Below are 26,477 nucleotides of genomic sequence, written 5' to 3' on the forward strand. Positions count from 1 at the left end.
CTTGGAAAGTGGCGGGAAAAAAATCGTTCTTCCCGTATTCCGAACGAAAAGCCAAAACCCTCAACGTTTTTTCAATTATTTTGCAGGTATTTTTCAGGACGCCTGGCGCGGCCCCACGCTGACCCAGTAGCGCGTGCGGTAGCGCAATTGCACGGGCAGGCTCAGGGCCAGGTTGGCCAGCGAGCGGTCCGTGTCGCGCAGCGTATACACGCCCGTCACGCGCAGAGCGGCGATGGACTCGTCGCAGCGCAGCACGCCATGGCGGTAGCGGCCCAGCTCGGCCAGCAAGTCATCGAGGCGCATGCGCTCGGCCACCAGGCTGCCCTGCGCCCAGGCGGCGGCGCTGTCTTCCACGCTCGCCACGTCCTGCACGTCCTGCCGCGTGTAGCCGGCGCGCTGGCCCGCCTGCAGATGCAGGGATTCCGCCCCGGCGCGGGCAGGCTGCAAGGCCACGGCGCCCTGGAAGACGGCGACCTGGCTGACGCCATCGTCGAGGCGCACGGAGAAGCGCGTACCCAGTGCCGTGGCCGTGCCCTGCGGCGTTGCCACCAGCAGAGGGCGGTAGACTGCCGCGTTTTCATGCGCGCTGGTGACGAGGACGGCGCCCGCGCGCAGCACGATGCGCCGTTCGCCGGCGTTGTAGCGCACGTCGATGGCGCTGGCCGTGTCGAGCACCACCTGCGTGCCGTCGGCCAGCACGATGGCGCGCGTCTCGCCCACGGCAGTGCGGTAGTCGCTGCCCATGCCCGTTCGTTGCCACAGGCCGGATTCGTGCGCCAGCAGGGCCGTGCCGCCGCCCGCCGCGATCAGGCCCAGCAGCTGCAAGGCGCGCCGGCGCCCGGTGGCACGGCGCTGGACCGGCGCCAGCGCGCCGCGCGCCACCTCGCGCGGCAAAGCGTCGAATTGCCGGGCGAAGCGCTGCAGCCGGGCCCAGGCCCGCTCGTGCTCGGGGTGGGCGGCGCGCCAGGCGGCGCACGCATCCGCGTCGGCCACGCTGGCGTCTTCCGCCCACAGCCGCGCCATCCACTCGGCGGCGCGTTGCAGCGCGGCGGGGGAGATGGGGGCGCCGTCCGCTTGGGAACTCATGCGCATTGCACCGCGCAGCAGGCCAGCAGGGCGCGGGCGATGTATTTTTCCACGGACGAGACGGATACGCCCAGGCGCGCGGCGATGTCGGCATACGCCATGCCTTCGAGCTTGCACAGCAGGAAGGCGTCGCGCACCTTGGCTGGCAGGCTGGCGAGGATGGCGTCGATTTCCAGCAGTGTCTCGACGATCAGCGCGCGCATTTCCGGCGTGGGGACAGTCGCTTCCGGCTGCGCGGCGATGGCGTCCGCATAGGCGGCCTCGATATGCCGTCGGCGGAACAGGTCCACCACCAAGCCGTTGGCGATCTGCGCCAGATGCTGGCGCGATTCTTCCGGCTGGGGCGCGCGGCCCCGCGCGAGGATGCGCAGATACGTGTCGTGCGCCAGGTCGGCCGCATCGAAGGCGTTGCCCAGCTTGCGGCGCAGCCAGCCCTGCAGCCAGCCGTGATGGTCGCTGTACAGGATTTCGATTTGATGGTGCAGTTCCAGTTCGGGGCGTAGCATGCAACCTTTCCATGCCACGGTCCACAGGACAGACAGGCCTTGATGCGATTGAGAATTGTTCGTATTGTAGCCCGATTGCCGCGACTTGTGGCCCGGCAGTGGCGGGCCAGCAACGCTGTCGAGCCGGCATCAGGCCGGGATCAGCCTGATATCGGCCACCCGCTCCACCAGCCACACGCACGCCACCAGGGCAATCGCCAGCGAGCCCACGGTCAGCACTTGCCGGTACAGCCAGGTCTTGCGCAGCAGCCACGCGAGGGGCAGAAACGCGGCGACGATGGCCAGCTGGCCCAGTTCCACGCCCACGTTGAAGCCCAGCAGGCTGGCCAGCAGCGAGCCTTGCGGCAAGCCCAGGTCGCGCAGCACGCTGGCAAAGCCGAAGCCGTGGATCAGGCCGAAGGCAAAGGCTGCCACGGGGCGCTTGCCCCGGAACAGGGGCAGCAGGTTGTTCAGCGCGGCCAGGATCACGGAAGCGGCGATGGCCGACTCCACCCAGCGCGACGGTAGCGACACCAGTGACAGGCTGGCCAGGCTCAATGTGATGGAATGGGCGAGCGTGAACGCCGTGACGACTTTGAAAACGTCAATAAACGCCGCATTCAAACCCAGAGGCAAAGTCTGGGGTCGGACCCTCAGGGGGAATATGCCCGAATGGGGCACATTCCGCTCCTGGAAGGACAGACCCCAGCTCTCTGCCGTTGGGTTTAAACGGTCCGTGTCATTTGGACTTTTTAGCAGCACGGCCGGCAGCAGCAGCGACAGCAAAAACAAAATATGGTCGTAGCCGATCCAGATATGCCAGATGCCGTGTTTGACGTAGGCGCCGAACTGCGCCAGGCGGTCGGGTGCGGCCAGCGAAATGGTCTGGCGCGGGCTGTTCGGGTCGAAGATGGCCGTTTGCGTGGCGCCGCCGCTATCGATCTTGAGCAGCCCCTTGTGCTGCGGATCGAGGTCGGCGAACAGCGTGTAGCCAATGGTCACACTGGCCGGCGCAGCGCCGCCCGGGCAAGTGGCCTGGAAGCGCAGCACGTTGTAGGCGCCGTCCGTGTGGCTGTCGACCAGCTGTTCGATGGCTTGCAAGGGGCAGACGCCCTGGTCGCTGGCCAGCTGCAGGCGCTGCAGCGCATAGGCGGCAATCGCCGCATGGCGCGCGCGGATTTCATCCCAGGTCAGGGCGCCATCGCCATTGCCATCGAGGCCGATGGCGAAATCGAGGTCGCGCAGGGCGATATCCCATTGCCCCTCGACCTGCTGGCCGTGCACGGCCAGGCTCAGATAGCTGTCGCTGGGCTTGTGCGCCTGCGCGGGGGCCAGCCAGGCGCACAGGAACAGGATGAACAGGCAGCGCTTTACAGCACACCTCACAGCACACCTGCTTTCTTGATAAAACTGACTTTTTGTCCATCCTGCGGCCCCAGCTGTCTGACGAGTCCTTGCAGGACCGTATCTTCCACGCCATTCGCCGCCACCCACGCCAGTACGGGCCGGGCCGCCGCGTAGTTGCGCGCGGCCAGGGCCGCTTCGAGCAGGATGCGCATGTCGGGCACTTCCTTCTGGATGGCCCAGTTCTGCTGCGCCAGCTGCAGGGCGGCCGGCACATCTTTTTGCAAAAACAGGGCGAAACGGGCTTGCTCGCGCTGGTGCACGGTGTCGCCCCGCTGCATGGCGGCGGTGAAGCGGGCCGCCAGCTCGGCCTTGGCCGCCTGGAATGCCGCTTGCTGGCCGGGCAGCGATTGCAGGGCCAGCGCGTAACGCAGCAGCAGGGCGTCGATGCGCTGCCGGTCCTGCAGCAGCTGGACGACTTCCTGCGGACGCTGCCGGTCGAGCAGGAAATCCGCGTAGGCGCCCAGCAGATAGCTGTCGCGCGGCTGCCGCGCCAGTGCCTTGGTGTAGCGCGCCTCGGCCAGCGTTGAATCTCCGCGCCGCGTGGCCATTTCCGCCAGCAGGGTGGCGGCCCAGCTTTCCAGCTCGGGCGCCGCGCCGGCACTTCTTTGCAGGGTCAGGTCCAGCAGGCGCTCGCTGGCGGCGGCGCGCCCCGTGACGCTGGCGATATTGGCAAGGCAGGTGACGGTGACCAGCTGCGTCGTGAGCGCTGACAGGCGGGCGCAGCTGGCTGTCGCCTGCGCGTAATCGCCCTGCACGGTCAGGACGGTGGCGCGCGTCAGCCAGGCCTGGCCATTCGCCGGTTCCTGCGCGATGACGGCGTCGAGGTCTTGCAGGGCGAGACCGAACTTGTGGGTGCTTTGCAATATGGTGGCGCGCAGCAGGCGCACGGGCAGGGGCGGTGCCGCTTGCCGCCACCAGGGCGCCAAGGCCGCTTGCGCGTAGCCGAGGTAGCGCGGGTCCGTTTCGCTGCGCGCCAGGGCGATGTAGCGCTGCGCCAGGCTTGCCGCCAAGGCCAGGTCTTGCGGCGTGGCATTCAATTGCTGGCGCAGGCCGCGCAGCTCGCTCTGCGTGGTGTCGGCGCGGCGCGGCAGCTGTTCGATGACGGCGCCGCCGTCTTTCGGCGTGTAGGGCGCGGCCTGGGCCAGCAGGGGCAGGCAGGCGCACAGCAGGGAAATCGGTGTTTTCATCATGGATGCCATCAACAGTCATTGATGCGGGCGCCGGAGAGCGGACTCCCCGGCGCCCGCAAGGGCTTTACAGCGGCACCGGTTCCGTGTCTTCCGGCGACGTCGCCATGATGGCGTCGATGGCGACGCCATCCTTGTCATCGCTGGTGGTCAGGATGACGTTGCTGACGGCCATATAAAACGCATCGAGCAAGACCACGGGCGGCGGCGTGGTGCCGCCGTTGCCGTTATCGCCACCATGGCTGCTGCCGCCGCCACCGCAGCCGGCCAGCAGGGCCGCGAGCGCCAGGGCGCCGATCAGATAGAGCTTTTTCATCGCGTTCTCCTTGTTACTGCTGTGGCGAACCGGCCACGGGCGTTTTCAGGTAAGGGAAACCCGCCGTGAAGAAGGTTTCATCCAGGAAAGCGCCGTCCGTGAAGTGCAGGGCGCCTGCGGGAGCGTCGGCCGGGGAGCAGCCGATGTTCAAGGTGCATAGTTTGCCCATGGCCACGCGCAGCACCACGTCGACCACGTCGTCGCCAGGGCGGCGGCCGTTCGGGAAGCCTGCGTTGTCGCCATCGATCACGCCCAGGCGCTTTTGCGATCCCACGGCGGTGGGCGCGATGGACGTATTCAGGCGCAGCATTTCCGATGCCGTCACGGTGACGGGCTGGTTGACGCCCTTGATGCCCGTCAAGAAGGTGGCCACCAGGTCGTTGCGGGGGAAGTTGGTGGGCGCCTTGGCGCCTGCCGAGCCGAACAGCACTTCCACCAGCGCCGGCGCCGTCGGGTTGGTGACATAGTCGGCAAACTGCGCATCGCCGGACGGTTTGCTGGCGTTGAAGCGGTCCTTGTCCTTCAGACCGATGACCAGTTCATTTACCAGCGGCATGCCCAGGCGCGACACTTGCACCCACGCGCCGCCTTCCTTCGATGCCGCGGTGCTGCCCGGCGCCGGGTTCAGCAAACGACCCTGGCGCAGGCTGGCCGTGGTCCAGCCGCCGATGACGGGGTCACTGCCCGCCGTCAGGCAGGCGGTCGGCACTTCCATCTCGATGGCCGTGACGTTCTTGCGTGCCAGGTCATCCTTGGCAGCCGACTCCGCATTCGCGGCAAACTCCGTGGCGGGCGCCTTGATGTTAATCAAGTCAAACGTTTCGCCCAGGTTCACCACGAACGGGTCCTTGCGCTGGCCGACGAACATGCGCGCCGGCGTGGCGCAGCCGGGGATGTTGACCGTGTAGACGTGCTGCGCGGCATACGCGGCATAGTTGGGGATGGACTTGGTACCAATGTAGTCGACGGGCTTGTCGAACGTCGTGCCGCCGCCCGTGGCATTGGTCACGCTGCTGCGCGTGCCCGAGCGGCGGTCGCCCCGCACCACCGTCACGCTGTAGGTTTCGCGCACGTTCAGGCCGGCCGGGTTGACGGAATCGATGGCGCCGCCGTTGATGACGAGCGGAATCGACACTTTCTTGCCGCCCACGGTGAACTGGCCGTCCTTGATGGTGTTGTTGAAGCGGAACTGGAAGGTGAGGTCTTCCTTGCCGTCGCCATTGTTGTCGATATGGATTTCGTACAGGGCGTTCGGGTCCATGGCGAAATAATTCGGGCCGCCGTAGGCGTCCTGCAGGGGAATATAGTCGGCCACCAGGGTGGTGTAGGCGCCGCGGCCCGCTTCATAGCTGCGGAACATGTAGAAGTCGGTGGCGTCGACTTTGGGGTTTTGCGTGATGAACGGCGCTTCGCGGTGGCTGGACGCGTAGGCGGCTGGCGCGATGGCCAAAGTGAAGGAAACGGCGAGAAGGTTGCCCAGGAGGGCGGCACCCAGTGCGGTTTTCGAGTGTGACAATGACATTTCGATTCTCCCGATTTTTGTTGGCGTTGACAGACAAGTCCAAGAAACTGCAGGCTGCCTGACTTATACGAACGGCTACAAAAAACGGATTCAACTCTTTGCCAAAGTCTGCAACTGACCTTGTAGGCCCCCTACCAGGCCAGCACTTTGGGACCGATGGCGGCGCCGATGGCGGTCGGCACCAGCATGCCCAGCACGTACCAGAAGCCGACGAAGCTGGCCGCCAGCTCCGGGCAATGCAGGCAATACACGAGTGCGGCCATGGCGCCGGCGGCAAACCCGGCGGCGGCGCCCGCCAGACGCAGGCGCGTGGGCGCCAGCTGGCGCATCAGGCGCAGCACGGCGGCCAGGATGGGCAGCGACAGCATGGCGATCAGCAGGGGGCAGCTGCGCCAGGTGGCGCCCCAGAACAGCTCGGCCCGCTGTTCGGGCGGGGCTTCGTTCAGGATGATGGCGCCCAGCGCCCACATCAGCAGCACGGGCATGGCGAGCAGCAGGGGCAGGGCGCGGGTAGCGGCGCCCGGCAGGCACAGGCGGCGGCTGACGTACCAGGCCGCCAGGCACAGGCACACGACGAAGCCCACCTTGATCCAGAAGTCGGGCAGCTGGGCCAGCTGTTCCAGGTTGGGCCGCACGCCCAGCAGCATGGCCATCAAGGCCACGCTGGCCAGCAGGCCGGCGCCCAAAGTGCCTGCGGCGCGCCAGTGCGTGCCGGGCGGCGCTGCGGCGGCCACGTCGGGGCCGCTGGCCAGCATGGCGATCAAGTCATCGGTTTTCATGGTGCGCTTCCTTCTATCCTTAAATGGGCCGCCAGTGCTTTCAAGCCGCGGTGCACGGCCACCTTGACGCTGGCTTCCGAAATGTCCATGGCCGCCGCCGTGTCGCGCACGGACCAGCCGTCGAGCTTGGTATGCACGATGGCGTCGCGCTGCTGCGCCGGCAAGGTGGCAAGCAGCTTGCCCAGGTCGCGGCTGGCCTCGGCCGCCTCGGCATCGGCGCTGGAAAACAGTTCCTGCGCGCTATCTTCTTCGTCATACGGCAAGTGCTGCGCCTCGCGCCGCCCGTGCCGGCGCAGCCAGTCGATCATCTTGTAGCGCGCGATCGCATGGATCCACGACGTCAGCGGCACGCCCGTGTCATACGTCAAGCGCTGGTTGTGGATGGCTAATAAACATTCCTGCACCAGGTCTTCCGCCTCGTCCGGCCAGCGCTGCAGGCGGCGCCGGAAAAATGCGCGCAAATGGGCGCTGCTTGCCTGCAAGAAACTTCGATACGCCGCCGCATCGCCGTCGAGGCCGCGCAGCATCAAGCCGTGCAGCCGCAATTCCGTGCCGTGCAACTGCTCGCTTATTGGTATTCGTTGCATGCAAGCCTTTGGTGACAGGCGTTGAAAAAAATAAATCTTAAATTATTTGAGGGTGGCTGTAACCAATCCGCACGGTGCGGCGAATTGACAGGCAAGCACGCTTCCTATTTTTAATATACCGGTGAAAGACCATGGACATCAAGCAGCGCCTTGCAACATTACTTTTACCCTTGCTGAGCATGGCTGTGGTAGCGCCGGCCATGGCGCAGATGGCTTCCGGCCAGCGCTGCGAAGTCAAAAGCGGTGCGCAGACGGCGGCGCTGGTGGAGCTGTACAGCAGCGAAGGCTGCTCCAGCTGCCCGCCCGCCGACCGGCGCCTGAACGCCTTGCGCAAGGAAGCGGGGGCGGCCAGCCTGATCGTCCCGCTGGCCCTGCACGTCACGTACTGGGACCAGATCGGCTGGACGGACCCGCTGGCGCAGGCGCAATTCGATGCGCGCCAGGCCGAGCTGCTGCGCCACCAGTCGCGCCACGTGGCCTATACGCCGCAGTTCTTCGTGGGCGGCACGGAATTGCGCGGCTGGGATACGCAGCTGCCGGCCGCCATCCGCCGCATCAACGCGACCGCCGCGCCCGTCGCTATCCGCCTGTCCGCCGTGCCGGCGCCGGGTGGCAAGCTGCTGCTGGAAGCCGATGCCAGCGCAGCGGACGCGCGGACGGGCGGCCAGCTGTATGTGGCCGTCAGCGAAAGCGGCATCGTCTCGACCGTGCTGCGCGGCGAAAACCGGGGCGCTACCCTGCATCACGATGCAGCCGTGCGCCTGTGGCTGGGGCCGCTTGCGCTGGCGCAAGGCCGCGCCCGGCTGCGCCGCGAAGTCAGCCTGCCCGCCAGCTGGCGCCCGGAAAACCTGCAAATCGTCGCCTTCGTGCAGCGGGCCGACAGCAGCGCCATCCTGCAAGCCGTCAGCACGGCATCCTGCGCGAAGGGGGTGATGTGATGAACGGACAAGCAAGCGTGATCCACCCCGCCTGGCTGCGCCTGACGCACTGGCTCAATGCCGTGGCCGTGGTGGTGCTGGCCACCAGCGGCTGGCGCATCTACAACGCGGCGCCATTCTTCCCGTTTGAGCTGCCGCGCGCGCTGACCCTGGGCGGCTGGCTGGGCGGCGCCCTGCAATGGCATTTCGCCGCCATGTGGCTGCTGGTGGGCAATGGCCTGCTGTATCTGGTCATCAATATCGTCTCGGGACGGCTGCGGCGCCAGTTCTTTCCCCTCTCGCCGCGAGCGCTGCTGGCCGATTTCATCGCCGCGCTGAAGGGCAAGCTGGCCCATGCGGACCCGCGCCGCTACAACATGGTGCAGCGCGCCGCCTACCTGTTCGTCATGTTCGATTGCATCGTGCTGGTGCTGTCCGGCCTGGTGCTGTGGAAATCCGTGCAGTTTCCCCTCTTGCGCGAGTTGCTGGGCGGCTACGAGAGCGCGCGCAGGGTTCACTTCATCGCCATGGCGCTGCTGACGGGCTTTGTGGGCGTGCACCTGTTGATGGTGGCGCTGGTGCCGCGCACCCTGGTCGCCATGCTGCGCGGCCGCTAAGGAGATGAGCATGAAAAAATCCATCCTCGTGCAAGAACAGGGCCAGGCCATGCTGGCCGACGCCTTGCGCCAGATCAAACAGCCGTCGCGCCGCCTGTTTTTGCAGCGCAGCCTGACCCTGGGCGGCCTGTCCTTGCTGACGGGCTGCAACGCCAGCGACCCGTCCAGCATCGAGACAACCTTGATGGCCGTGTCGCGCATGAACGACCGGGTGCAGGGCTGGCTGTTCGACCCCAACAAACTGGCGCCCACGTATCCGGACTCCATGATCACGCGGCCGTTTCCCTTCAACGCGTATTACGGCGAGGATGAGGTGGAACAGGTCGATGGCGACGCCTGGCGCCTGGAGTTGAGCGGCTTGATCGCCGACAAGAAGCCGTGGACCCTGCCGCAGCTGCGCGCCTTGCCGCAGGAAACGCAGGTCACGCGCCACATCTGCGTGGAAGGCTGGAGCGCCATCGGCAAGTGGGGCGGCGTGCCGTTTTCCCATTTCCTCAAGCGCGTGGGCGCCGACACGACGGCCAGATACATCGGCTTCCAGTGCGCCGACGATTATTTTACGAGCATCGACATGGCCACGGCCCTGCATCCGCAAACCATCATGGCCCTCACGTACGACGGCCAGGAATTGCCGCCCAAATACGGCTACCCGATGAAATTGCGCATGCCGACCAAGCTGGGCTACAAGAACCCCAAGCACATCCAGGCCATTTTTGTCACGAATACCTACCCGGGAGGGTATTGGGAAAACCAGGGTTACAACTGGTTTGGCGGCTCTTGAACACTTTTAGCAGCACCAGCAGTACCGCAGTTGCTTTCACACCGGGCACTTGCCCATTTAACCCAGAGACAAGGACATATCATGAAAACCACCATCACCACCTTCGCCGCCATCATCGCTTCCGCCATCCTCATGTCGGGCGCCGCGTTTGCCCAGGACGCCATGCAGAAAGACGCGATGGCCAAGCCTGCCTCGGCCGACGCCATGCACAAGGATGCGATGGACAAGGACGGCATGCACAAGCCGATGGCCAAGAAACACATGAAAAAGGATCACATGGCCAAGGATGGCATGGCAAAAGATGCCATGGGGAAAGACGGCATGAAAAAGGATGAAATGAAAAAGGATGAAATGAAAAAGGATGGCATGGCCAAGGATGCGATGGTCAAGTAGTGCAGGGGCCTGGCGCCGTCAACGCGATGGCGCCAGGCCGCGCGCGTCTTCCAGCGTTCACCCATGCTGGCTCAGGATGCGAAGTTGCTAATTGGTGTAAGCTGGACGCCTCCTGATTTCCCGCATGCACAGTCATGACCGAACCGTCCGTTGCCGCGTTGTCCCCCGAAGCACATCCTTCCGATAAATCGATCCGCCGCCGCTCGCTGTTCGCCGCCTGCAGCGCGCATGCCGTGCATGACGGCTTGACGGACGTGATCTATGTGCTGCTGCCCATCTGGCAGGCGCAGTTTGCCATCAGCTACGCCATGGTGGGGCTGTTGCGCGGGTCGTACTCGGGCATGATGGCCGGTTTCCAGCTGCTGGCCAGCCGGCTGGCCAGGCGCTGGGGACGCGAGCGCATGCTGGTGGGCGGCACGGCGCTGGCCGGCGTCGCCTACCTGATCGCGGGGCAGGCGGGCGGCCTGGCCGTGCTGCTGATCGCCTTGCTGCTGGGCGGCCTGGGCGCCAGCACCCAGCATCCGCTGGCGTCTTCCATCGTCACCGATACGCACGAGGCGGGCGGCGGCGTGAAGGAAGCGCTGTCGCACTATAACTTTGCGGGCGATATCGGCAAGACCCTGATTCCCGCGCTGGTGGGCTTGCTGTTGCTCGTATGCAGCTGGCAAGCGAGCGTTTCCCTGCTGGGCTTGCTGGGCCTGGCGGCGGCCGGCTTGCTGTGGTGGTTGCTGCCGAAGCCGGAAGAGATCCAGGCCAGTCAGAAGAAAGCGGTCAAGTCCGTCACTGGCAGCGGCTCCAAAGCAAGCTTTCGCGCGCTGCTGGCAACGGGCACCCTGGACAGCGCCGTGCGGATGGGTTTTCTCACCTTCTTGCCGTTCTTGCTGAAAAGCAAGGGCGCGGGCACGGCCGGCATCGGCGTGGCCTTGTCGCTGCTGTTCGTGGGCGGCGCCTTCGGCAAGTTGCTGTGCGGCTACCTGGGCGCGCGCATCGGCATGATGAAGACCGTGTGGCTGACGGAATCGATGACTTCCTTGCTGATCGTCGCGGCCCTGTGGTTGCCGCTGGCCGGCATCATGGTCATGCTGCCCCTGCTGGGGCTGGCGCTGAACGGCACCTCGTCCGTGCTGTACGGCGCGGTGCCGGAACTGGCCGAGCCTGGCAAGCGCGAGCACGCGTTTGCCCTGTTCTACACGGGCAGCATCGGCGGCGGCGCGCTGTCGCCCGTGCTGTTCGGCGCGCTGGGCGACCATACGAGCGTGCCCACGGCCTTGCTGGCGCTGGCGGCCGTATTACTGCTGACCTTGCCGCTGGCGTGGAAGGTGCAGCGGGGCCTGGCGCATGGCGGCGCCGCATGACAGGATGCCTCGCATGAGTCTGCCATTGCCGCGCGACAAACACGATACGGACAATGCGCAAGCCCTGACCGCCTTGCGCTGGGAAGAACTGCGTCCCGCCATGCCGCAGATCCTCGAGTGGGTGCAGGACGCCAACTGGCCCGTGGCCGCCGTCCTCCTGCCTTACCTGGCCGGCATCGGTCCGCGCCTGGCTCCGTATCTCAAGACGGTGCTGGCCAGTGACGATGAACAATGGAAATATGTTGTTCTGCTGGGCATCGTGCGCCATTCCCCCGGGCTGGCTACCGCGGTGGACGGGCAATTGCAGCGCTTCGCCCTGTCGCCAACGGCTGCCGAGCTGGAAGAAGGCGTGGCCGAGGTGGCCCGGGAGATTTTGGCGGGCAGCGGCGCTGGTGCGGCGTGACTTGCCCGCCAGCACTTCCATCGTCTACACTCGCCGCATGAAAAATTTTGAAAAGCGGCGCGACCGCTACGATTTGTTCCGCGCGTTTGACAATCCCCTCGTCAACATCAATTTCCAGCTCGACGTGCCCGATTTCCGCCCCTGGTGCAAGGAACGGAACATTCCCGTGTTTCACTTTTTCCTGTTTTGCCTGCTCAATACGGTCAAGGACATCGACAATTTCATGTACCGCATCTGCCAGGGCGAAGTGATCCGTATCGACGATTTTCCCGCGTCCTACACCGTCATCAACAGCGACGAGAACCTCAATTACACGCGTTTTGCCATGACCGACCAGCTCGACGTATTCATCGAGCGCAGCCTGGAAGCCAAGCGCATCGCCGAAGCGAGCTGCGCGCTGATCAACACGGGCGAGGGGCAAAGCGAACGCGAGCAGCGCAACAATATCTTCATCACCTGCCTGCCATGGCTGGAGCTGGCGGCCATCGAGCACCCGGTCTGCCGCCACCGCGACGCCGACATCCCGACCTTTACCTGGGGCAAATTCGGCCCCGCGCAGCAGGATGGCCGCATGCGGATACCGTTTTCCGCGCAGGCCCACCATGGCTTTGTCGATGGCTACCATGTGCAGAAACTGGCGCAGGCGCTGGCGCAGCGCATCGCCGCCATGATTGCCTAAGCTAAATAGTCGCTGGGCGCCCGGCCCAGCACGCGGCGGAAGGCGGCCGTAAAAGCGCTGGGGCTGGCATAACCGAGATCGAGCGCCACGCGGGTAACGGCTTGTCCTTCGGCCAGGCGTGTGATGGCGGCCAGCAGGCACGCTTGCTGGCGCCATTGGGCAAAGCCCAGCCCCGTCTGGGCGCGGAATTGCCGCGTAAACGTGCGCCGGCTCATGCCCGCCTGCGCCGCCATCGCGTCCAAGCCGCTGTCCAGGCTCGGCTGTTGCAGCATGTCCATGCACAGCCGTGCCAGCCTGGCATCCTGCGGCAGGGGCGCGCTCAGGGGCAGGGGACTGGCAGCGGCGATCTCGTCAAGCAGCAAGGCCATCAACCGCCCGGCGCGCGACGCTTGCGCATACAAGGCTTCCACGGTCACGGCCTCGGCCAGCAACTGGCGCAGCAGCGGCGTGGCATCGAGCACCTGGCAGTGGCGCGGCAAGCCGGCCTCGGCGATGGCGTGCGGATCGACAAACACATTGTGCATGGTGACGGCGCCATGCATGCGCATGCCGTGCACCAGTCCGGCCGGTACCCAGCAGGCGCGTTGCGGCGGCACCAGCCAGTTGCCCTGCGGCGTGTGCACGCTGATGACGCCGCGCGCCGCATAGGCGAATTGCCCGTGCGCATGGCTGTGGCTGGGAAATATCTTGCCGGGAGCATAGTCGCGCGCCGTGGCGATCAGTGTTCGCGGCACTTCCGTATAAAAATCATCCATGGCCCGTACTCTACAGTATTTGACCTGCCATCGAAAGCGGGCCGTTGCCTGTACCACTACCATGCAGACTTTTCCTTCAAGGATGCATATGCACAATACCTATCATCGCGTGGGCCATGGCCCCCACGCCGTCATCGTCCTGCACGGCTGGTTTGGCGACGCGCACGCGTTTGCGCCGATGGAAACGGCCCTCGATGGCGACGCCTTCAGCTATGTCTTCATGGACAATCGCGGCTATGGCGGCATGCGCGGCGCGGCGGGCGAGTATTCGATGGAAGAGGTCGCCTGTGATGCACTGGCCTTGGCCGATGCGCTGGGCTTTGCCACATTCAGCGTGGTCGGTCACTCCATGGGCGGCATGGCGCTGGAACGGCTGGCCTTGCTGGCGCCCTTGCGTTTGCGCAAGCTGGTGGCCGTGGCGCCCGTGCCCAGCTGCGGCGTGGCGCTGCAGGGGCCGGCCCGGCAACTGTTTCTCGATGCCAGCGCGAACATCGATGCGCGGCGCGCCATCATCGATCGCAGCACGGGCGGGCGCTTGCCTGCAAGCTGGCTGGACTGGAAGGCGCAGTATTCGTGGGAAAGTTCGGATCAGGCCGCGTTTGCCGCCTATTTTCTCGCGTGGAGCGAAACGGATTTCAGCGGCGAAGTGCAAGGATCAGCGCCGAAACTGCCCTTGCTGGCGCTGGTGGGGGAACACGACCCCCGCTTCGATGCGGACTTGATGCGCCGCACGTATCTGGCGTGGTACCCGCAAGCCCGGCTGGAGGTGCTGGGCAATGCGGGACACTATCCGATGAATGAAGCGCCGCTGGCCCTGGCGGCCAGCATCGAGGCGTTTCTATCGGCGCAGTGACCTTATGCTGCCTTGCTGCGCAGGCGCAGCAAGCTCAGGCCCAGCAGCACGAAGGCGCCGCCCGTGATGCGGTTGAACAGCTTGGCGCGGCCCGGCGTTGCCAGCTGGGTTTTCAGCAGGCGCGCCAGGTTGGCATAGAACAGATGGGCCAGCATGGCGCAGGCGACGAACGAGGTCGTCAGCACGGTGAACTGGATGGCCACCGGCTCGCCCGGCGTGATGAATTGAGGGAACAGGGCCGAAAAGAACAGGATGGCTTTCGGATTGGTCAGCGCGACCGTCAAGCCCTGGCGGAAGAGTTTCCAGAATGAATTTGGATTCGCCGCGCCTTGCACCACGGGCGCATCGGCCACGACGCTGGTCTTGCTGCGCCATTGCTTGATGCCCAGGAACACCAGATACAGGGCGCCGGCCAGTTTCAGCAGCATGAAGGCCGTGGCCGAGGTGGCCAGCACGACGCCCATGCCGGCCATGGCCACGCCGGAAATGATGAACAAGCCAAAACCATTGCCCATGCTGCTGATCATCGCGCGGCGCGGGCCGACGGCGATGGCATTCGAGATGGCCAGCAAGACGGCCGGGCCGGGAGAAAACGTGACGAGCAGGGCGACGCTGCAGAAAAGCAGCCAGTTCGAGAGGTGCATGGATGTTCCTGGGTGGGGCCGAAGCCGGATTGGGAAGTCAAAACACGTCTATTGTACGAAGTTTTCGGCTCCCGTGTCAGCGGCCCCGGCCTGAATCCGGCTCAAGGTCAGGCAAACAGGCTGGCGACCACATGGTTGATGGCCGCGCCGCCGGCGATCAGCCAGCAGAACAGCAGGCCGGCCAGCAACAGGGGCTTGATGCCGGCGCGGCGGATGGCCGACATGTGCGTCGTCAAACCCAGGGCCGCCATGGCCATGGCCAGCAGGGCCGTGTCGATGTCGGTGATGGTGGCGACCGTGCCCGCTGGCAACAGGCCCAGCGAATTGAATGCCACCACGGCAATAAAAATGAAGGCAAACCAGGGGATGGCCAGCTTGGCCGCCTTGTCGTGGCCGCCATCTTTGGCCTTGCCGCGCGCCAGCAGGGCCGACAGGATGACGAGGAACGGCGCCAGCATCATCACGCGCACCATCTTGGCGATCACGGCCGCATTCGCCGCCTCTTGCCCGATCGACTTGCCGGCCGCCACCACTTGCGCCACTTCATGCACGGTCGAACCGATGTACACGCCGAAGGCCGTGGGCGTGGCGCCCAGCACTTGCCAGCCCAGGTTCAGCTGGTACAGCACGGGATACAAAAAGATGGCGATGGTGCCGAACACCACGACGGTGGAGACGGCGACGGTGACGTCCTCGCTGCGCCCCTTGACGACGGGCTCCGTCGCCATCACGGCTGCCGCGCCGCAGATCGAGCTGCCCGCGCCGATCAGGATGGCGCTGTTGCGTTCCAGCTTGAACACCCTGGTGCCCAGGAACATGGCCAGGCCAAACGTGGACGCCAGCACCAGCGCGTCGATGGCGATGCCGGCCAGGCCCACCTGGCCGATATCCTGGAATGTCAAACGGAAGCCATACAGGATGATGCCAAGACGCAATAATGTCTGCTTGGAAAAGGCCACGCCGGCGCCGCAAGTGGGCGCCAGGCCGCCATACACGCTGTTGCCCAGCACAATGCCCAGCATGATGGCCAGGGTCAGGGCGCTCATGCCGTGGCTTTGCATCCATTCCAGCTTGCCCAGCGCAATGGCGCCCCAGGCGATCACGCCGCTCAGCAGCAGGCCGGGCAGGAGGCGGCCATAGCGGTCGCTGAAACTTGTTGTGTTGGTTGTTGAGAGGGAAGACATGCCGTACTCCATGTTTTTATGCGTATGACATGACTGTACAGTTCCTCGATTAAATGGTAAAACGGATTGTTTTAGTATGTTTAACCTGAAAAATAGGTAAATCAGATGGCTTTGACTTTGCGGCAACTGCAGATATTCCTGGCCGTGGCGGACACGGGCAGCACCAGCGCGGCCGGCGAGCTGATTGCGCTGTCGCAATCGGCCACCAGCGCGGCCCTGAACGAGCTGGAAGCCCTGCTCGGGGCGCAACTGTTCGACCGGGTGGGCAAGCGATTGCTGCTCAACGACAATGGCCGTTTGCTGTTGCCGCAGGCGCGGCAGATGCGTGACGCGGCCGCCAGCATCGAGCGCCAGTTTGCGGGCGCCGACCCGTCCGTGCCCGTCAGCCTGCAGATCGGCGCCAGCACGACCATCGGCATCTATCTGTTGCCGCAGATCCTGGCCCAGGCGTCGCAGCAGTACGGGCGCAGCATCCCGCAGGTGACGATTGCCAACACGGCCGACATCGCAGCCGCCGTGGCGGAGTTCCGTGTCGATATCGGCCTCATCGAAGGGCCGTGTCACGAAGCGGGCTTGCTGGTGGAGCCGTGGCTGACGGACCAGATGCTGATCGTGGCCGCGCCCACGCACCCGCTGGCGCAGCTGCGCCATTTGCTCAGCTTTGCGGAGCTGAACCAGGCGGGCTGGCTGTTGCGCGAGGCGGGCTCGGGCACGCGCGAAGCCGTGGAGCAAGCCTTGGTGCCGTATCTGCATTATCTGCGCGCCGCAGGCGAATTCAGCAACTCGGAAGCCATCAAATATGGCGCGGCGGCCGGTCTCGGCATCGCCTGCCTGTCGCGGGTCGTCGTGGCCGATCTGCTGGCCAGCGGCCAACTGGTGGAACTGGAAACCATGCTGCCGCCCCTGGAGCGCAATTTCTATCTGATCCGCCAATCGAAGAAAATCCTCTCGCCCCGTTTGACGGGATTTTTGGAACTGTGCCGCCACGCCTCGCGCATGGCTTGACTGTTTTCCATATAAGGGATAAATTCCCATATATGGAAAATTCAACGCTCACAGATAACGAGACGGAACAGCGCCTGGCCGCGCGATTAAAACAGTTGCGCGTGGAGCGGGGCTGGTCGCTGGACCAGCTGGCTCACTTGAGCCAGGTCAGCCGGGCCACCCTGTCGCGCCTGGAAAATGGCGAAGTCAGCCCGACGACGGCCGTGCTGGGCAAGCTGTGCGCCGCTTATGGCCTGGCCATGTCGCGCCTGCTGCGCATGGTCGAGGACGATTTTCCGCCCCTGCTGCTGCGGGCTGAGCAAAGCGTGTGGACGGACGCGGACACGGGCTTTGTCCGCCGTTCCGTCTCGCCCCCATCGCGCGCGCTGGCCGGCGAAGCGCTCGAATGCGAGCTCGGCGCGGGCGTGACGATCGCCTACGCGGCCTCGCCCCGGCCCGGCATGGAACACCATCTGCTGCTGCAGGAGGGCAAGCTCAACGTGACGGTTGACGGCCGCTCCCACGCTTTGCTGCCCGGCGATTGCCTGCGCTACCAGTTGCACGGCGCCAGCGCGTTTACGACCCCGCCGGACAGCGGCGCCCGCTATTTTTTGTTCATCGTCTGAGATTGACATGTCCCCATCGCTACGCCATTTTTCGCCCGCCGATATTCTTGTACGCCTGCCGGAACTGGGCACCTTGCTGCAAGACTGCGTGCACGACGGCGCCAGCATCGGTTTTATCCTGCCGTTCGATACGGCGGCCAGCCAGGCGTTCTGGACGGATAACGTCTTGCCGGCCGTCACGCGCGGCGTGCGCCTGCTGCTGGTGGCCGAAGTGGAAGGCAAGGTGGCCGGCGCCGTGCAGCTGGACTGGGACACCAATCCCAACCAGGCGCACCGGGCCGAAGTGCGCAAGCTGCTGGTCGCGCCCGCTTTCCGCCGGCATGGCATCGCCCGCCAGCTGATGCAGGCGCTCGAAGAACAGGCGCGGCAGCTGCCGTGCAGCCTGCTGACTCTGGACACGCGCAGCGGCGACCATGCGCAAGCGCTGTATTTGTCGCTCGGCTACGTGGTGGCGGGCAGCATCCCCGCCTACGCGCTGGCGCCGGCCGGCGACCGGCTGGACGCCACCACCATCCTGTACAAGCAACTGCAGCATTGATCTGGCAAAGGGAACTCATGCATTGCAAGGACCGCATGTTGCCGCTGCCAGCCAATGTCGGCTGGCTTGTTGCCAGATAAAATCACCCGTCTGATTACAGAACCGTCCTACCTCGATACCCGGCATCGTCCGACTGGCGTGTGCCGGTGCCGCGCCTACACTGTTCTTTGATAGACCCGGCGGCGGGTCCTTTCTTCTTACAGGAGGCTGATATGGCAAATATCCAGGCAGGATCGGACGGTGCGGCAAAACAGGAAATGTCGGCAAAGCGCTTGAACGTGGTGGACTGGATCTCCATGATCCTCTTGATCGTGGGCGGCTTGAACTGGGCGCTGGTGGGCCTGTTCGATATCGACATCGTGGCCCGCATCCTCGGTGCCATGACGGCGGCTTCGCGCGGCGTGTACGTGCTGGTGGGGCTGGCGGCGCTGTATTCCATTTACCTGTGCCTGCGCAAGTTCCCGGCCAAATCCTAGACGGGAGGATACATGCCTGTTGGTGCAAGCCCCAAGCGTGAACGCGAATTCAAGAAGCTGGAACGCGATTTCAAGCAGGAAGGACGTTACCCGGGCCGCGAGGAAGAGGTCGCGGCGCGCATCGTGAACAAGCAAAGGGCGCAGTCGGGTGAAACCAGGCAAGCGCAGGAGCGGAAAAAAGCCGGCGGCGCTGCCCCGGAGGCGTCACCGCTTGACTTGCCCATCGCCGGCTACCAGCAACTGACGGTGGCGCAGATCCGCGACAAGCTGGACAGCCTGTCCGCTGCCCAGCGCAAGCGGCTGCGCGCTTATGAGGCGGCACACAAGAAGCGCAAGGGCGTGCTGCAAGCGCTGGAGGCTTGAGCTGGCGTCATGAGCTGTATGCGGTGTCCGGCTTGTCCATGCATGCGTTATGGGACGGCTTGCTGCGTACGCAGGTAGGCCAGCAAGTCGGCCACTTGCTGCGCATTGCCGATGCCCCAGAAACGCATGTTATTGCCGGGAATGAAATCGCTGGGCGCCTTGAGGAAGGCGGCCAGGTTTTGCTCGGTCCAGACAATATTCGCGTTTTTCATGGCCGCCGAGTATTTGTAGTCGGTGGTGGCGCCGGCCTTGCGGCCGATCACGCCCGTCAGCTTGGGACCGAAGCCGCCGCGCGCCGATGGTCCCACCTGATGGCAGGAAGCGCATTTGCGAAATGCTGCCTTGCCCGCTTCGGCATTGCCGGTGAGGGGGGCGGGAGCGGCTGCCTGCGCTACGGCTGCTGGCGCCAGCAGCAGGGCTGGCGCCAGTAGCAAGGCTGCGGCGGCAAGAGGAGAGGACCAGCGAAAAAGAAATGGGGATGTCATCGGTGAGGCGGAAGTGCGCGATATGGCAAGTAATGACGCATTTTACAGGCGGGCATCAAAACCTGCCCGTCAGCTATGCAACCATGCCAGGCTAGCCATGCCAGGCGGCTAGGCGAGGGCACGGCGCCGCAAGCTGCGGGACAGGCTCCATACCGCTAGCGCTTGCCGCCCTGTGCACCGAGCGCCGCCATGGCCGAGGCAAACACGATGCAGGCGATGGCCAGCCACTGGGTCAGGCTCAACAGTTCTCCCAGCACGGCCATGGCCGCCAGCGCGCTGACGGCCGGCGCCGCGCTGCTGAACATGCCGAACACCCCTTGCGGCAAGCGGCGAAGGGCAAAGATTTCCAGAGAGTACGGCAGGGCGCTCGACAGCATGGCAATGGCCAGGCCCATCAAGGCAATCGACGGCGCCAGCAAGGCTGTTCCCGAGTAGGTGATGCCGATGGGCACCGTCACCATGGCCGCCACCGTCATGCCCCAGGCCACGGCTTGGCCACCTTGCAAGGTCGAGGCCCGCTTGCCGAAGATGATGTACAGCGCCCAGCACAGCGCCGCGCCCAGTGCATACGCCACGCCGACGGGGTCCAGGCTGCCCGGACTGCCTTGCAGCGGCAACAGTAAATACAAGCCAAACACGGCGCACGCGACGGCCAGCAAATCGCGTGGCCGCCGCGACGACAGCATGGCCACGGCCAGCGGCCCCGTTACCTCGATGGCGACGGCGATACCGATCGGTATCAGCGCAAACGCCCGGTAAATCAGCAAGTTCATCAACCCCAGCACGGAGCCGTAGACCAGCAAATTCAGCACATCCTTGCGCGTCAGCCGGTAGCGCCACGGCCGGAAGATGGCCAGCAGGATCAGCGCCGAGAACCCCACGCGGTACGCCGTAATCCCCTCGACCCCGATGACGGGAAACAGATTCTTCGCAATCGCCGCCCCCAGATTGACGGAAATCTGCCCTCCCAGGACGGCCAGGGAAGGGAGCAGGATGTTGTCGGGGAGGGCGGAGGTCGAGGCGGGGGAGGTCATGGGGCGCCATTTTAATACGCAACAGGCCGCCAGTCGCTGGCAGATCAGCAACGGACGGCATTTATCCGCCCGTACTGGCGACAATGCGGAGCGGACACTGTTGTAATAGTACAAGTATTTTCTGATAATGTTATTCTGCCAGTACCCCACTGATCAGTGGGGTGCCGCCAACGATTCTTTGTCTCTATGGAGCCGCTCTATGAATTGCAGAAGCATGGCAGTGACAGTCGCTTTGGTGTTTGCCGCTGGCATGGCTGGGGCTGGGGCTGAGGCCTTGCCACCGCAGGCGCAATTGCCGGTCTGGGCAACGCAGCAATTCGATAATCTGGCCAAGCGCGAGGCCATCGAAGTCAATGCGCGCGTGAATCCCTTCGTCCTGCGCGGCGATTTCGACGGCGACGGCAAGGGCGACCTGGCTGTCTTGATCAAGAACAAGGACAGCAAGAAAGAGGGTATCGTCTTCCTGTTCCGGCAAAAGACGGCGCCGTGATCGTCGGGGCGGGACATGTGTTGTCCAATGGCGGCGACGATTTCGCCTGGCTGGAAGTGTGGCAGGTGGAAGACAAGGGCTCGCTCCAGCGCAGCTACCATGAAAAATCGCTCCGGCTGAAAACGGACGGGATCGTGGTGGCGAAAGAGGGTTCTGCCAGTGCCTTGATTTATATCAAGGGCGGCAAGGCGGTGTGGCAACAGCAGGGCGATTGACGCATTCCACGCAGCTGTCTGCTGGCCGATGGGGAGGCGTTCTATCGAGCCGTATAATTAACGCGTCTACAGGAGTAGCAGGGCAATGACTGTGTTCCGTATCGGCGACACCAATTTTGAAGTGGATGTCGCGAAATCACACATCAGTCTGGCGCCACGTGCCGATGGCATGCGGGAAATCAATATCAGGATCGAGGCCGACGACGAGGTGTTCATGCGGCTGACGGAAGACGACGATGCGCCCTGGTCGTGGGCGCTGTATCCGCCGTCCTTCCTTTTGCAAGGCTTGCTCGTCGCGGGAACGGATGACGGACCCGTGCAGATGCTTGCCGTTGACGCCGGCAATACGGACTGCGAATCCGCGCTCTACATGATGGAATACCGCGAAGTGGCCGATCTACGCTTGGTGGAATTGTCGGCGCAGCGCCTGGCCATCACGGGCAAGGTGGAATTTTTTGGCAAAAACCTGCCTTTCGCCATCGATATGCCGCGCATAAGCTAGCGGCAATCTTCAGCGCAGCTAAGTAGGTCGTGGGAAATTATTGTGAAGTTATGACGAACAGAACGGGATGCGCTGCAAGGCGCCCGTTGCGACGCAGTGCAGGCACTGCTAGCAGCGGATAACGCCGCAGAGCGCCGGTTATGGAAGTCAGAAATCACAATAATTTATTGCGACCTACTTCGTGAACTGGGGCAGCCTGTGCTGGCCGCCCCGATTGCATCAGTCCAGTTTCAAGGCCTTCGCCACATCCCCCCACGCCACATACTTGAAGTTCTGCGGCCCATCGGGCAAGCGCTTGTAGCCGTCCTGGATCACCAGCATGCCTTGCGCATACGCGCCGCCCAGGTTGGCGGAGGTGACGTCGAGGCCGTCCGTTTCCGAGGTGCCGTCTATGCCAGCGGGCAAGTTGAAGCCCACCTTGAAGCGGCCGCGCACCTTGTACGGCGCTTGCGCGTCGAGCACCACGTAGCTGCTGTTGCCCTGGCTGGAGACGATCAGATAGCCCGTATTGGGCGCGCCATCGGGCCTGCGGTAGATGGCCATGCCTTCCACGTCCGCCGCCAGGTTTGCGCCCACAGGCAAGACCATGGTCAGCGCGTCCGGTTTGGCTGCGTCGGCCGAGGTGGTCCACACGCCGCGCGTTTCCTCGCCCAGGAACAGGCGACCGTTGGCGTCGTCGGCCACGCAGCCTTCCGGTTGCGTGGCGACCTTGAAGCTGCGCAACGGAGTCGCGCTGAATTTGCCGCCTTCCAGGCCGATGCTGTATTGCTGGAAGGTGCCGTCCTTGTCGTTGATGAACGCTTGCACGCCGCCGCCGGCCGGCTGGTACAAGCACATGCCGTAGATGCTTTTCAGACCGGTAGGAAAACGGCCCGCTTCCGCCACCTCGCCGCTGGCATTGATGGTAAATAACATCATGCTGTTGTCGTCGCGCTGGGTGGCCACGGCCAGGTCGACCTTGCTGCCGCCCAACTGGATGTTCTGCCGCACATCAACGTTGTTCAGGCGGCCCACTTCCAGCAGCTGCGTCTGCTTGCCTTGCAGGTCGTAGACGAGCAGTCCTTGCTTCTTGTTGGTACCGAGAATGCGCGCATCGGCTGGATTCCTGGAAAGCCAGATGGCCGGGTCGTCGGCCGCGTCGCCCTGGCGCGCCATCGGTTCCGTCTGCGCTTGCGGGGCGATGATGGCCACCGCAGGCTGCGTTTCCGCTTTGCCTGCCCATTTCAAGGGCCGCGCCTGCCAACCGTTCTTGCCGCGCAGCAGCAAGGCGTCCTTGTCCAGCGCCAGCTGGCTGTCGCCCTTGCGCACGTTCAAGGCGACGGACTGGGCTGGCTGTGCCGTCCATCGGCTGTCCTGGTGGGCGAACAGGTGCAGCTTGTCCGCCTTGCCGTCGAGCACGGCCACGCCGCCCGGCAGCACGGCCAGCGCACCGGCGCCGCCGTCGAGCTGGCCGTACGGCTTGCGCAGGGCCACCACTTCGCGCTTGCCCATGCCTTCCGAATCGGCCTCATACGCCCACACGCCCATGTTGGACTCGCTCACCAGCAGGCGCTGCGTGCCATCGTCGACGCGGCAATGTTTGGCGTGCGGCGGCAGGGCCAGTTTGCGTACCAGGCTGCGCTGCTCGCCCTGCATGACCCATTGTTCCGCTTGGCCATCCTTGCCGATCAAGAACAGGTGATCGAGCTGCTGGGCGTCGCGGTACAGGCAGGACGCTTCCACGGAAAACGTCGGCACGGGAAACGGCGCCAGTTTCACCAGCTTGCCGGCCTGCACATCGACGGAGACGGGCAGCGGGTGCTGCGTGTCCGCTTCCAGGAAGACGGCCAGCACCTTGCTGCCATCGATGCGCGTGTCGAGCTGCTTGGCGCGCACGGCGATGCGGTCTTGTTCCTGGCCGGCCGCATTGAACAAACGCAAGCCGTGCTTGTCCAAAGTCAGCCAGCCGCCGCCGGGCAGGCGCGCCAGTTCCTCCGCTTCCTGCGTGAAGGAGGGGGTGGCGTTGGACGCGACGGGGGCGGCTTGCACCGTGCCGCTGATGCAGAAGGCAGCCAGCAAAGCGCTGCAGAGTACGGTTTTTTTCATGTTATTGACAATCATCAGAAGGCGCTGGCTTTCAGGCTCACTTTGAAAGTGCGGCCGTATTGTTCGTTTTGCACGTTGTATGGCTTCGTGCCCTGGTAGACATAGTATTTCTCGTTGTTCAGGTTGGCCGCCTCGAACGTCACCTGGAACTGCTTGTTGATCTGGTAGGACAGCGAGAAGTCGAGCTGTTTCTGGCTGTCCACGATACGGTCCTGGCTTTGGTCGAGGATATCGCCGCCCATTTCCAGCAGGTAGGGCGACTTGTAGTTGATGGCCAGGCGGGCGCTGACCGGGCCCGTTTCATAGCCCAGCATCAAGTTCATCACCTGGTTCGACTGGCCCGGCAGGCGGATGTCGCGGTTCATCTGCTGCTTGCTGGCCTTGTCGTAGCGGCCGATTTGCGCGCGCGACGTGCTCAGGGTGCCATTCACGCCGACGAGGAATTTGTTGAAGGGCGCCGGCAGCATGCGCAGGGGCTGCATGTAAGCCAGTTCGATGCCCTTGACTTTCGCCGCGTCGCCGTTCGCATACGAGGTGGCCGTCGTGTAGCCCGTCCATTGTCCCGTGCCGGCCAGGTTGGTCGTGTAGGTAAAATTCTTGATGTCCTTGTAGAAGCCGTAGGCCGACATCACGCCGTCGTTGCCCAGGACTCTCTCGATACCCAGGTCCAGGTTGTTGGCTTTCAAGGGTTTCAAGTCCGGGTTGCCGATCACGGCTTCCGTGTTGCTGGCCAGGCTGATGCCGGGTGCCAGTTGGCTGAAGTTGGCGCGCACGACGGCTTGCGTCCACGCGGCCCGCACGCTGGTTTTTTGATCCACATCATAACGGGCTTGCAGGTTTGGCAGCCAATTGGTGTATGAACGTTCGCGCGTCAAGGCCGTGGCCAACCCGGCGCTGTCCACCTGCGAGCCGGCGGCCTCGAAACTGGTGCGTTCGGCGCGCACCCCGCCCAGGATGTGCCAGGCGTCGAAATCATAGCTGTTCTGCACATACATGGCGTTGATGTCTTCATGCATGCGGTAATCGTTGATGATCGATTCCGTGGCCAGGCGCGCCTTGTCGCGGTCCAGGCCGGCGACCCTGGCGCGTATCAGCGCCGGGTCCAGCGCCACGCCGATGTTGCCCAGATCGTAATCGAGATTGTGGCCCTGCACGAAGGCGCTCATCGAGGTGGAGCCGGCGCCCCAGTAATTGCCGCTGGAAGCCTTGCTGCTGTTATACGCCCATTGATCCGTGTCATTCGTTTTTTCGCGGCGGCTGACTTTGGCGCCGAATTTCAGGGTGGCGATGTCGAACTTGCGCGCCAGGTCGATGCGTGCATGGTGTTCATTGTCCTTCGAGTAGCGCTTTTGCAGCGTGATGGCGTTGAGCGCGTAGCCGGCCGGGTCGTACAGCGAGGCGGGGCCGCTCAACAATGGTTGCTCGGTGCCATTGAAACTGATGCCGGCAAAATTGCTGAGGCCGCGGAAACGGCCGTCGTTCAAGGATTCCGGCGTGTCTTCCATGGCGCGGCTCAGGCCGCCTTTCACGTCCAGGGTCCAGTCGCCCGATTTCTGCTGCGTGCCCAGCACCAGCGAGCGCACTTGCTGCGTGTACTTGCGCTGGCGGATGCGGCGTTCGGCGCGCGCGCTGGCCGTCTGGCCTTCGGCCAGGCTGCCGCCGGCGATATTGCTGATGGTCAGGCGGTCGCGCACTTCATCGTCGGAAAATTCGCTGACGAACGAGCGCAAAAACCAGCTGTTGCCCGCTTCCGGACGGTAATCGAGGTTGACGGCCAGGGCGCCGCGCTTGCGCACGGGCAGGTAGTCGCGCAATTCCAGGCCCGACAATTTGCCCTTGCTCCAGGCGCCGCCCGTTTCCACGTCATCGGAGCCGAACGAGCGCTTTTCCGCGCTCAGGCCGGCGGCCACGCCCAGCTTGCCATCGAGAAAGCGCTGGGCCCACAGGGCGCCGCCGCTGGGGCTGGTCTTGCCCGTCTTTTCATCATGGCTGGCGGCCACGTTGGCCGACAGCAGCTTGCCCGGCAAGTCGAAGGCGGACAGCGATTTCACTTCGATGGTGGCGCCCAGGGAGTTGGCGTCCATTTCCGGCAGCAAGGTCTTCGAGACTTCCAGCGTGCGGATCAGACCGGCAGGCAGGATATCGAGCGCCACGGCGCGGCGGCCCGCTTCCGGCGACGGCACCAGCGCGCCGTTGATGGTGACGGCATTCAGGTCAGGCCCCAGGCCGCGCACCGTGATGTAGCGGCCTTCGCCCTGGTCGCGCTGCACGGACACGCCCGGCAAGCGGGCCAGCGCCTCGGCCGCGTTTTTATCGGGCAAACCGCCGATATCGTCGCTGCTGATGACGCTGATGATGTTGTCGGCTTTCTCTTGCGCGGCGATGGCGTTGCGCAGGCTGGCGCGCTGGCCGCTGACGACCACGGTGGCGGCCGGCTGGCCAGCCGCATCTTGTGCTTGCGCATGGCTTTGACCGCTGAAGACGGCCATGATGGCCAGGGACAGGGCCGTCAGGCGCAGCGGGGAGGGGAACGATGTGTGCGTGGTTTTCATGAAGAGCTCGGTTAGGGAGGAAGGAACCGGGCGGATTCTAGGCAGCAAATATGACGGTTGCGTGACAGGCAATCGATTGCCAGCCTGAAAACAACGGCGGGTGAACGCTTTCCGGCCGGAAATGAACCGGGGTGAGCTGAAATGACCTGCCGGCGCAGGGCGCATGGGCAAAGGCTC

At 64.4% G+C, this 26,477-nt stretch carries 31 protein-coding genes; 16 read left to right on the forward strand and 15 right to left on the reverse strand.

Features of this window, described 5'->3' with window-relative positions:
- Positions 1-93: 93 nt before the first annotated feature.
- The 8 genes from JAB8_RS26215 to JAB8_RS26250 all read right to left on the reverse strand — a co-directional run bounded on the left by JAB8_RS26215 (position 94) and on the right by JAB8_RS26250 (position 7,369).
- Entirely contained in the window at positions 94-1,086 is a 993-nt protein-coding gene (locus tag JAB8_RS26215; protein WP_070292253.1) for a FecR domain-containing protein, read from the reverse strand.
- Positions 1,083-1,592, reverse strand: a complete 510-nt coding sequence (locus tag JAB8_RS26220) for a sigma-70 family RNA polymerase sigma factor (protein ID WP_070292254.1) — start codon at positions 1,590-1,592, stop codon at positions 1,083-1,085. Before JAB8_RS26220 ends, JAB8_RS26215 begins: the two co-directional genes overlap by 4 nt.
- 129 nt (positions 1,593-1,721) lie before the next feature.
- On the reverse strand, positions 1,722-2,957 hold the full coding sequence (locus tag JAB8_RS26225; protein WP_070292255.1) for a HupE/UreJ family protein: 1,236 nt from the start codon (positions 2,955-2,957) through the stop codon (positions 1,722-1,724).
- Complete coding sequence (locus JAB8_RS26230) at positions 2,954-4,168, reverse strand: hypothetical protein (RefSeq protein ID WP_139143193.1); 1,215 nt, start codon at positions 4,166-4,168, stop codon at positions 2,954-2,956. Before JAB8_RS26230 ends, JAB8_RS26225 begins: the two co-directional genes overlap by 4 nt.
- Positions 4,169-4,232: 64 nt before the next feature.
- Positions 4,233-4,481 (reverse strand): hypothetical protein, encoded by a 249-nt coding sequence (locus tag JAB8_RS26235; RefSeq protein WP_070218433.1) that lies wholly within the window; start codon positions 4,479-4,481, stop codon positions 4,233-4,235.
- A 13-nt stretch (positions 4,482-4,494) separates the two neighbouring features.
- Complete coding sequence (locus tag JAB8_RS26240) at positions 4,495-6,003, reverse strand: DUF4331 domain-containing protein (protein ID WP_217494251.1); 1,509 nt, start codon at positions 6,001-6,003, stop codon at positions 4,495-4,497.
- Between the two features lie 131 nt (positions 6,004-6,134).
- Positions 6,135-6,782 carry a DUF1109 domain-containing protein gene (locus tag JAB8_RS26245; RefSeq protein WP_070292256.1) on the reverse strand — a complete coding sequence of 216 codons (648 nt, stop codon included), beginning with the start codon at positions 6,780-6,782 and terminating at the stop codon, positions 6,135-6,137.
- Entirely contained in the window at positions 6,779-7,369 is a 591-nt protein-coding gene (locus JAB8_RS26250; RefSeq protein ID WP_070292257.1) for a sigma-70 family RNA polymerase sigma factor, read from the reverse strand. Before JAB8_RS26250 ends, JAB8_RS26245 begins: the two co-directional genes overlap by 4 nt.
- A 131-nt stretch (positions 7,370-7,500) precedes the next feature.
- On the opposite strand from JAB8_RS26250, the gene JAB8_RS26255 reads away from it, so the two are divergent.
- The 7 genes from JAB8_RS26255 to JAB8_RS26285 all read left to right on the forward strand — a co-directional run bounded on the left by JAB8_RS26255 (position 7,501) and on the right by JAB8_RS26285 (position 12,514).
- Complete coding sequence (locus JAB8_RS26255) at positions 7,501-8,307, forward strand: DUF1223 domain-containing protein (RefSeq protein WP_071654465.1); 807 nt, start codon at positions 7,501-7,503, stop codon at positions 8,305-8,307.
- A complete protein-coding gene (locus JAB8_RS26260; protein WP_070292258.1) occupies positions 8,307-8,903 on the forward strand; it encodes a cytochrome b/b6 domain-containing protein in 597 nt (198 codons plus the stop codon). The genes JAB8_RS26255 and JAB8_RS26260 overlap by 1 nt, the downstream gene beginning before the upstream one ends.
- A gap of 4 nt (positions 8,904-8,907) precedes the next feature.
- The gene (locus JAB8_RS26265; protein ID WP_070292259.1) at positions 8,908-9,684 is read left to right on the forward strand and encodes a molybdopterin-dependent oxidoreductase; all 777 of its coding nucleotides are present in this window, start codon (positions 8,908-8,910) and stop codon (positions 9,682-9,684) included.
- 81 nt (positions 9,685-9,765) lie between these two features.
- Positions 9,766-10,077 carry a pentapeptide MXKDX repeat protein gene (locus JAB8_RS26270; RefSeq protein ID WP_070292260.1) on the forward strand — a complete coding sequence of 104 codons (312 nt, stop codon included), beginning with the start codon at positions 9,766-9,768 and terminating at the stop codon, positions 10,075-10,077.
- 134 nt (positions 10,078-10,211) lie between these two features.
- Entirely contained in the window at positions 10,212-11,432 is a 1,221-nt protein-coding gene (locus JAB8_RS26275) for an MFS transporter (RefSeq protein ID WP_070292261.1), read from the forward strand.
- Positions 11,433-11,445: 13 nt separating this feature from the next.
- Positions 11,446-11,835: a DUF5071 domain-containing protein gene (locus JAB8_RS26280; RefSeq protein WP_175445261.1), complete on the forward strand. Its 390-nt coding sequence runs from the start codon at positions 11,446-11,448 to the stop codon at positions 11,833-11,835.
- A gap of 37 nt (positions 11,836-11,872) precedes the next feature.
- Complete coding sequence (locus JAB8_RS26285) at positions 11,873-12,514, forward strand: CatA-like O-acetyltransferase (protein WP_070292262.1); 642 nt, start codon at positions 11,873-11,875, stop codon at positions 12,512-12,514.
- On the opposite strand, the gene JAB8_RS26290 is transcribed toward JAB8_RS26285, so the two are convergent.
- Complete coding sequence (locus tag JAB8_RS26290; RefSeq protein WP_217494252.1) at positions 12,511-13,269, reverse strand: helix-turn-helix transcriptional regulator; 759 nt, start codon at positions 13,267-13,269, stop codon at positions 12,511-12,513. The genes JAB8_RS26285 and JAB8_RS26290 overlap by 4 nt on opposite strands.
- An 88-nt stretch (positions 13,270-13,357) precedes the next feature.
- Between JAB8_RS26290 and JAB8_RS26295 the strand changes: the two genes are divergently transcribed.
- Positions 13,358-14,122 carry an alpha/beta hydrolase gene (locus tag JAB8_RS26295; protein WP_070292264.1) on the forward strand — a complete coding sequence of 255 codons (765 nt, stop codon included), beginning with the start codon at positions 13,358-13,360 and terminating at the stop codon, positions 14,120-14,122.
- A gap of 2 nt (positions 14,123-14,124) precedes the next feature.
- On the opposite strand, the gene JAB8_RS26300 is transcribed toward JAB8_RS26295, so the two are convergent.
- Positions 14,125-14,766 carry a LysE family transporter gene (locus tag JAB8_RS26300; RefSeq protein WP_070218425.1) on the reverse strand — a complete coding sequence of 214 codons (642 nt, stop codon included), beginning with the start codon at positions 14,764-14,766 and terminating at the stop codon, positions 14,125-14,127.
- Positions 14,767-14,873: 107 nt separating this feature from the next.
- A complete protein-coding gene (locus JAB8_RS26305) occupies positions 14,874-15,950 on the reverse strand; it encodes a YeiH family protein (protein ID WP_070292307.1) in 1,077 nt (358 codons plus the stop codon).
- Between the two features lie 105 nt (positions 15,951-16,055).
- On the opposite strand from JAB8_RS26305, the gene JAB8_RS26310 reads away from it, so the two are divergent.
- From JAB8_RS26310 to JAB8_RS26330, 5 genes are all read left to right on the forward strand, one after another.
- Positions 16,056-16,955 carry a LysR family transcriptional regulator gene (locus JAB8_RS26310; RefSeq protein WP_070292265.1) on the forward strand — a complete coding sequence of 300 codons (900 nt, stop codon included), beginning with the start codon at positions 16,056-16,058 and terminating at the stop codon, positions 16,953-16,955.
- A 32-nt stretch (positions 16,956-16,987) separates the two neighbouring features.
- Positions 16,988-17,560, forward strand: a complete 573-nt coding sequence (locus JAB8_RS26315) for a helix-turn-helix transcriptional regulator (RefSeq protein WP_070292266.1) — start codon at positions 16,988-16,990, stop codon at positions 17,558-17,560.
- A gap of 7 nt (positions 17,561-17,567) precedes the next feature.
- Positions 17,568-18,098, forward strand: a complete 531-nt coding sequence (locus JAB8_RS26320; protein ID WP_070292267.1) for a GNAT family N-acetyltransferase — start codon at positions 17,568-17,570, stop codon at positions 18,096-18,098.
- 212 nt (positions 18,099-18,310) lie between these two features.
- Entirely contained in the window at positions 18,311-18,574 is a 264-nt protein-coding gene (locus JAB8_RS26325) for a DUF378 domain-containing protein (RefSeq protein ID WP_083287945.1), read from the forward strand.
- Positions 18,575-18,586: 12 nt separating this feature from the next.
- On the forward strand, positions 18,587-18,937 hold the full coding sequence (locus JAB8_RS26330) for a hypothetical protein (protein ID WP_070292268.1): 351 nt from the start codon (positions 18,587-18,589) through the stop codon (positions 18,935-18,937).
- A gap of 47 nt (positions 18,938-18,984) precedes the next feature.
- Here the strand turns inward: JAB8_RS26330 and JAB8_RS26335 are convergent, their stop codons facing one another.
- A complete protein-coding gene (locus tag JAB8_RS26335; RefSeq protein WP_240453661.1) occupies positions 18,985-19,365 on the reverse strand; it encodes a cytochrome c family protein in 381 nt (126 codons plus the stop codon).
- 212 nt (positions 19,366-19,577) lie between these two features.
- A complete protein-coding gene (locus JAB8_RS26340) occupies positions 19,578-20,456 on the reverse strand; it encodes an EamA family transporter (protein WP_070292269.1) in 879 nt (292 codons plus the stop codon).
- A 214-nt stretch (positions 20,457-20,670) separates the two neighbouring features.
- On the opposite strand from JAB8_RS26340, the gene JAB8_RS26345 reads away from it, so the two are divergent.
- From JAB8_RS26345 to JAB8_RS26355, 3 genes are all read left to right on the forward strand, one after another.
- Entirely contained in the window at positions 20,671-20,946 is a 276-nt protein-coding gene (locus tag JAB8_RS26345; RefSeq protein ID WP_139143194.1) for a hypothetical protein, read from the forward strand.
- 17 nt (positions 20,947-20,963) lie between these two features.
- Positions 20,964-21,161 carry a hypothetical protein gene (locus JAB8_RS26350; protein ID WP_175445262.1) on the forward strand — a complete coding sequence of 66 codons (198 nt, stop codon included), beginning with the start codon at positions 20,964-20,966 and terminating at the stop codon, positions 21,159-21,161.
- 91 nt (positions 21,162-21,252) lie between these two features.
- A complete protein-coding gene (locus JAB8_RS26355; RefSeq protein WP_139143195.1) occupies positions 21,253-21,663 on the forward strand; it encodes a hypothetical protein in 411 nt (136 codons plus the stop codon).
- Positions 21,664-21,882: 219 nt separating this feature from the next.
- Here the strand turns inward: JAB8_RS26355 and JAB8_RS26360 are convergent, their stop codons facing one another.
- Together JAB8_RS26360 and JAB8_RS26365 are read right to left on the reverse strand one after the other, a co-directional pair.
- Positions 21,883-23,748 (reverse strand): phytase, encoded by a 1,866-nt coding sequence (locus JAB8_RS26360; RefSeq protein WP_070292309.1) that lies wholly within the window; start codon positions 23,746-23,748, stop codon positions 21,883-21,885.
- A 14-nt stretch (positions 23,749-23,762) separates the two neighbouring features.
- Entirely contained in the window at positions 23,763-26,300 is a 2,538-nt protein-coding gene (locus JAB8_RS26365) for a TonB-dependent receptor (protein WP_070292273.1), read from the reverse strand.
- Between the last annotated feature and the right edge of the window lie 177 nt (positions 26,301-26,477).

This window comes from Janthinobacterium sp. HH106 (assembly GCF_001758725.1).
Taxonomy (GTDB): Bacteria; Pseudomonadota; Gammaproteobacteria; order Burkholderiales; family Burkholderiaceae_D; genus Janthinobacterium.

What these genes read in the sequence shown, in the direction of transcription:
- JAB8_RS26215 (WP_070292253.1), bottom strand. Translation starts at nt 1,086, where the DNA reads ATGAGTTCCCAAGCGGACGGCGCCCCCATCTCCCCCGCCGCGCTGCAA.
- JAB8_RS26220 (WP_070292254.1), bottom strand. Translation starts at nt 1,592, where the DNA reads ATGCTACGCCCCGAACTGGAACTGCACCATCAAATCGAAATCCTGTAC.
- JAB8_RS26230 (WP_139143193.1), bottom strand. Translation starts at nt 4,168, where the DNA reads ATGATGAAAACACCGATTTCCCTGCTGTGCGCCTGCCTGCCCCTGCTG.
- JAB8_RS26235 (WP_070218433.1), bottom strand. Translation starts at nt 4,481, where the DNA reads ATGAAAAAGCTCTATCTGATCGGCGCCCTGGCGCTCGCGGCCCTGCTG.
- JAB8_RS26240 (WP_217494251.1), bottom strand. Translation starts at nt 6,003, where the DNA reads ATGTCATTGTCACACTCGAAAACCGCACTGGGTGCCGCCCTCCTGGGC.
- JAB8_RS26245 (WP_070292256.1), bottom strand. Translation starts at nt 6,782, where the DNA reads ATGAAAACCGATGACTTGATCGCCATGCTGGCCAGCGGCCCCGACGTG.
- JAB8_RS26250 (WP_070292257.1), bottom strand. Translation starts at nt 7,369, where the DNA reads ATGCAACGAATACCAATAAGCGAGCAGTTGCACGGCACGGAATTGCGG.
- JAB8_RS26255 (WP_071654465.1), top strand. Translation starts at nt 7,501, where the DNA reads ATGGACATCAAGCAGCGCCTTGCAACATTACTTTTACCCTTGCTGAGC.
- JAB8_RS26260 (WP_070292258.1), top strand. Translation starts at nt 8,307, where the DNA reads ATGAACGGACAAGCAAGCGTGATCCACCCCGCCTGGCTGCGCCTGACG.
- JAB8_RS26265 (WP_070292259.1), top strand. Translation starts at nt 8,908, where the DNA reads ATGAGCATGAAAAAATCCATCCTCGTGCAAGAACAGGGCCAGGCCATG.
- JAB8_RS26270 (WP_070292260.1), top strand. Translation starts at nt 9,766, where the DNA reads ATGAAAACCACCATCACCACCTTCGCCGCCATCATCGCTTCCGCCATC.
- JAB8_RS26275 (WP_070292261.1), top strand. Translation starts at nt 10,212, where the DNA reads ATGACCGAACCGTCCGTTGCCGCGTTGTCCCCCGAAGCACATCCTTCC.
- JAB8_RS26280 (WP_175445261.1), top strand. Translation starts at nt 11,446, where the DNA reads ATGAGTCTGCCATTGCCGCGCGACAAACACGATACGGACAATGCGCAA.
- JAB8_RS26285 (WP_070292262.1), top strand. Translation starts at nt 11,873, where the DNA reads ATGAAAAATTTTGAAAAGCGGCGCGACCGCTACGATTTGTTCCGCGCG.
- JAB8_RS26290 (WP_217494252.1), bottom strand. Translation starts at nt 13,269, where the DNA reads ATGGATGATTTTTATACGGAAGTGCCGCGAACACTGATCGCCACGGCG.
- JAB8_RS26295 (WP_070292264.1), top strand. Translation starts at nt 13,358, where the DNA reads ATGCACAATACCTATCATCGCGTGGGCCATGGCCCCCACGCCGTCATC.
- JAB8_RS26300 (WP_070218425.1), bottom strand. Translation starts at nt 14,766, where the DNA reads ATGCACCTCTCGAACTGGCTGCTTTTCTGCAGCGTCGCCCTGCTCGTC.
- JAB8_RS26305 (WP_070292307.1), bottom strand. Translation starts at nt 15,950, where the DNA reads ATGTCTTCCCTCTCAACAACCAACACAACAAGTTTCAGCGACCGCTAT.
- JAB8_RS26310 (WP_070292265.1), top strand. Translation starts at nt 16,056, where the DNA reads ATGGCTTTGACTTTGCGGCAACTGCAGATATTCCTGGCCGTGGCGGAC.
- JAB8_RS26315 (WP_070292266.1), top strand. Translation starts at nt 16,988, where the DNA reads ATGGAAAATTCAACGCTCACAGATAACGAGACGGAACAGCGCCTGGCC.
- JAB8_RS26320 (WP_070292267.1), top strand. Translation starts at nt 17,568, where the DNA reads ATGTCCCCATCGCTACGCCATTTTTCGCCCGCCGATATTCTTGTACGC.
- JAB8_RS26325 (WP_083287945.1), top strand. Translation starts at nt 18,311, where the DNA reads ATGGCAAATATCCAGGCAGGATCGGACGGTGCGGCAAAACAGGAAATG.
- JAB8_RS26330 (WP_070292268.1), top strand. Translation starts at nt 18,587, where the DNA reads ATGCCTGTTGGTGCAAGCCCCAAGCGTGAACGCGAATTCAAGAAGCTG.
- JAB8_RS26340 (WP_070292269.1), bottom strand. Translation starts at nt 20,456, where the DNA reads ATGACCTCCCCCGCCTCGACCTCCGCCCTCCCCGACAACATCCTGCTC.
- JAB8_RS26345 (WP_139143194.1), top strand. Translation starts at nt 20,671, where the DNA reads ATGGCAGTGACAGTCGCTTTGGTGTTTGCCGCTGGCATGGCTGGGGCT.
- JAB8_RS26360 (WP_070292309.1), bottom strand. Translation starts at nt 23,748, where the DNA reads ATGAAAAAAACCGTACTCTGCAGCGCTTTGCTGGCTGCCTTCTGCATC.
- JAB8_RS26365 (WP_070292273.1), bottom strand. Translation starts at nt 26,300, where the DNA reads ATGAAAACCACGCACACATCGTTCCCCTCCCCGCTGCGCCTGACGGCC.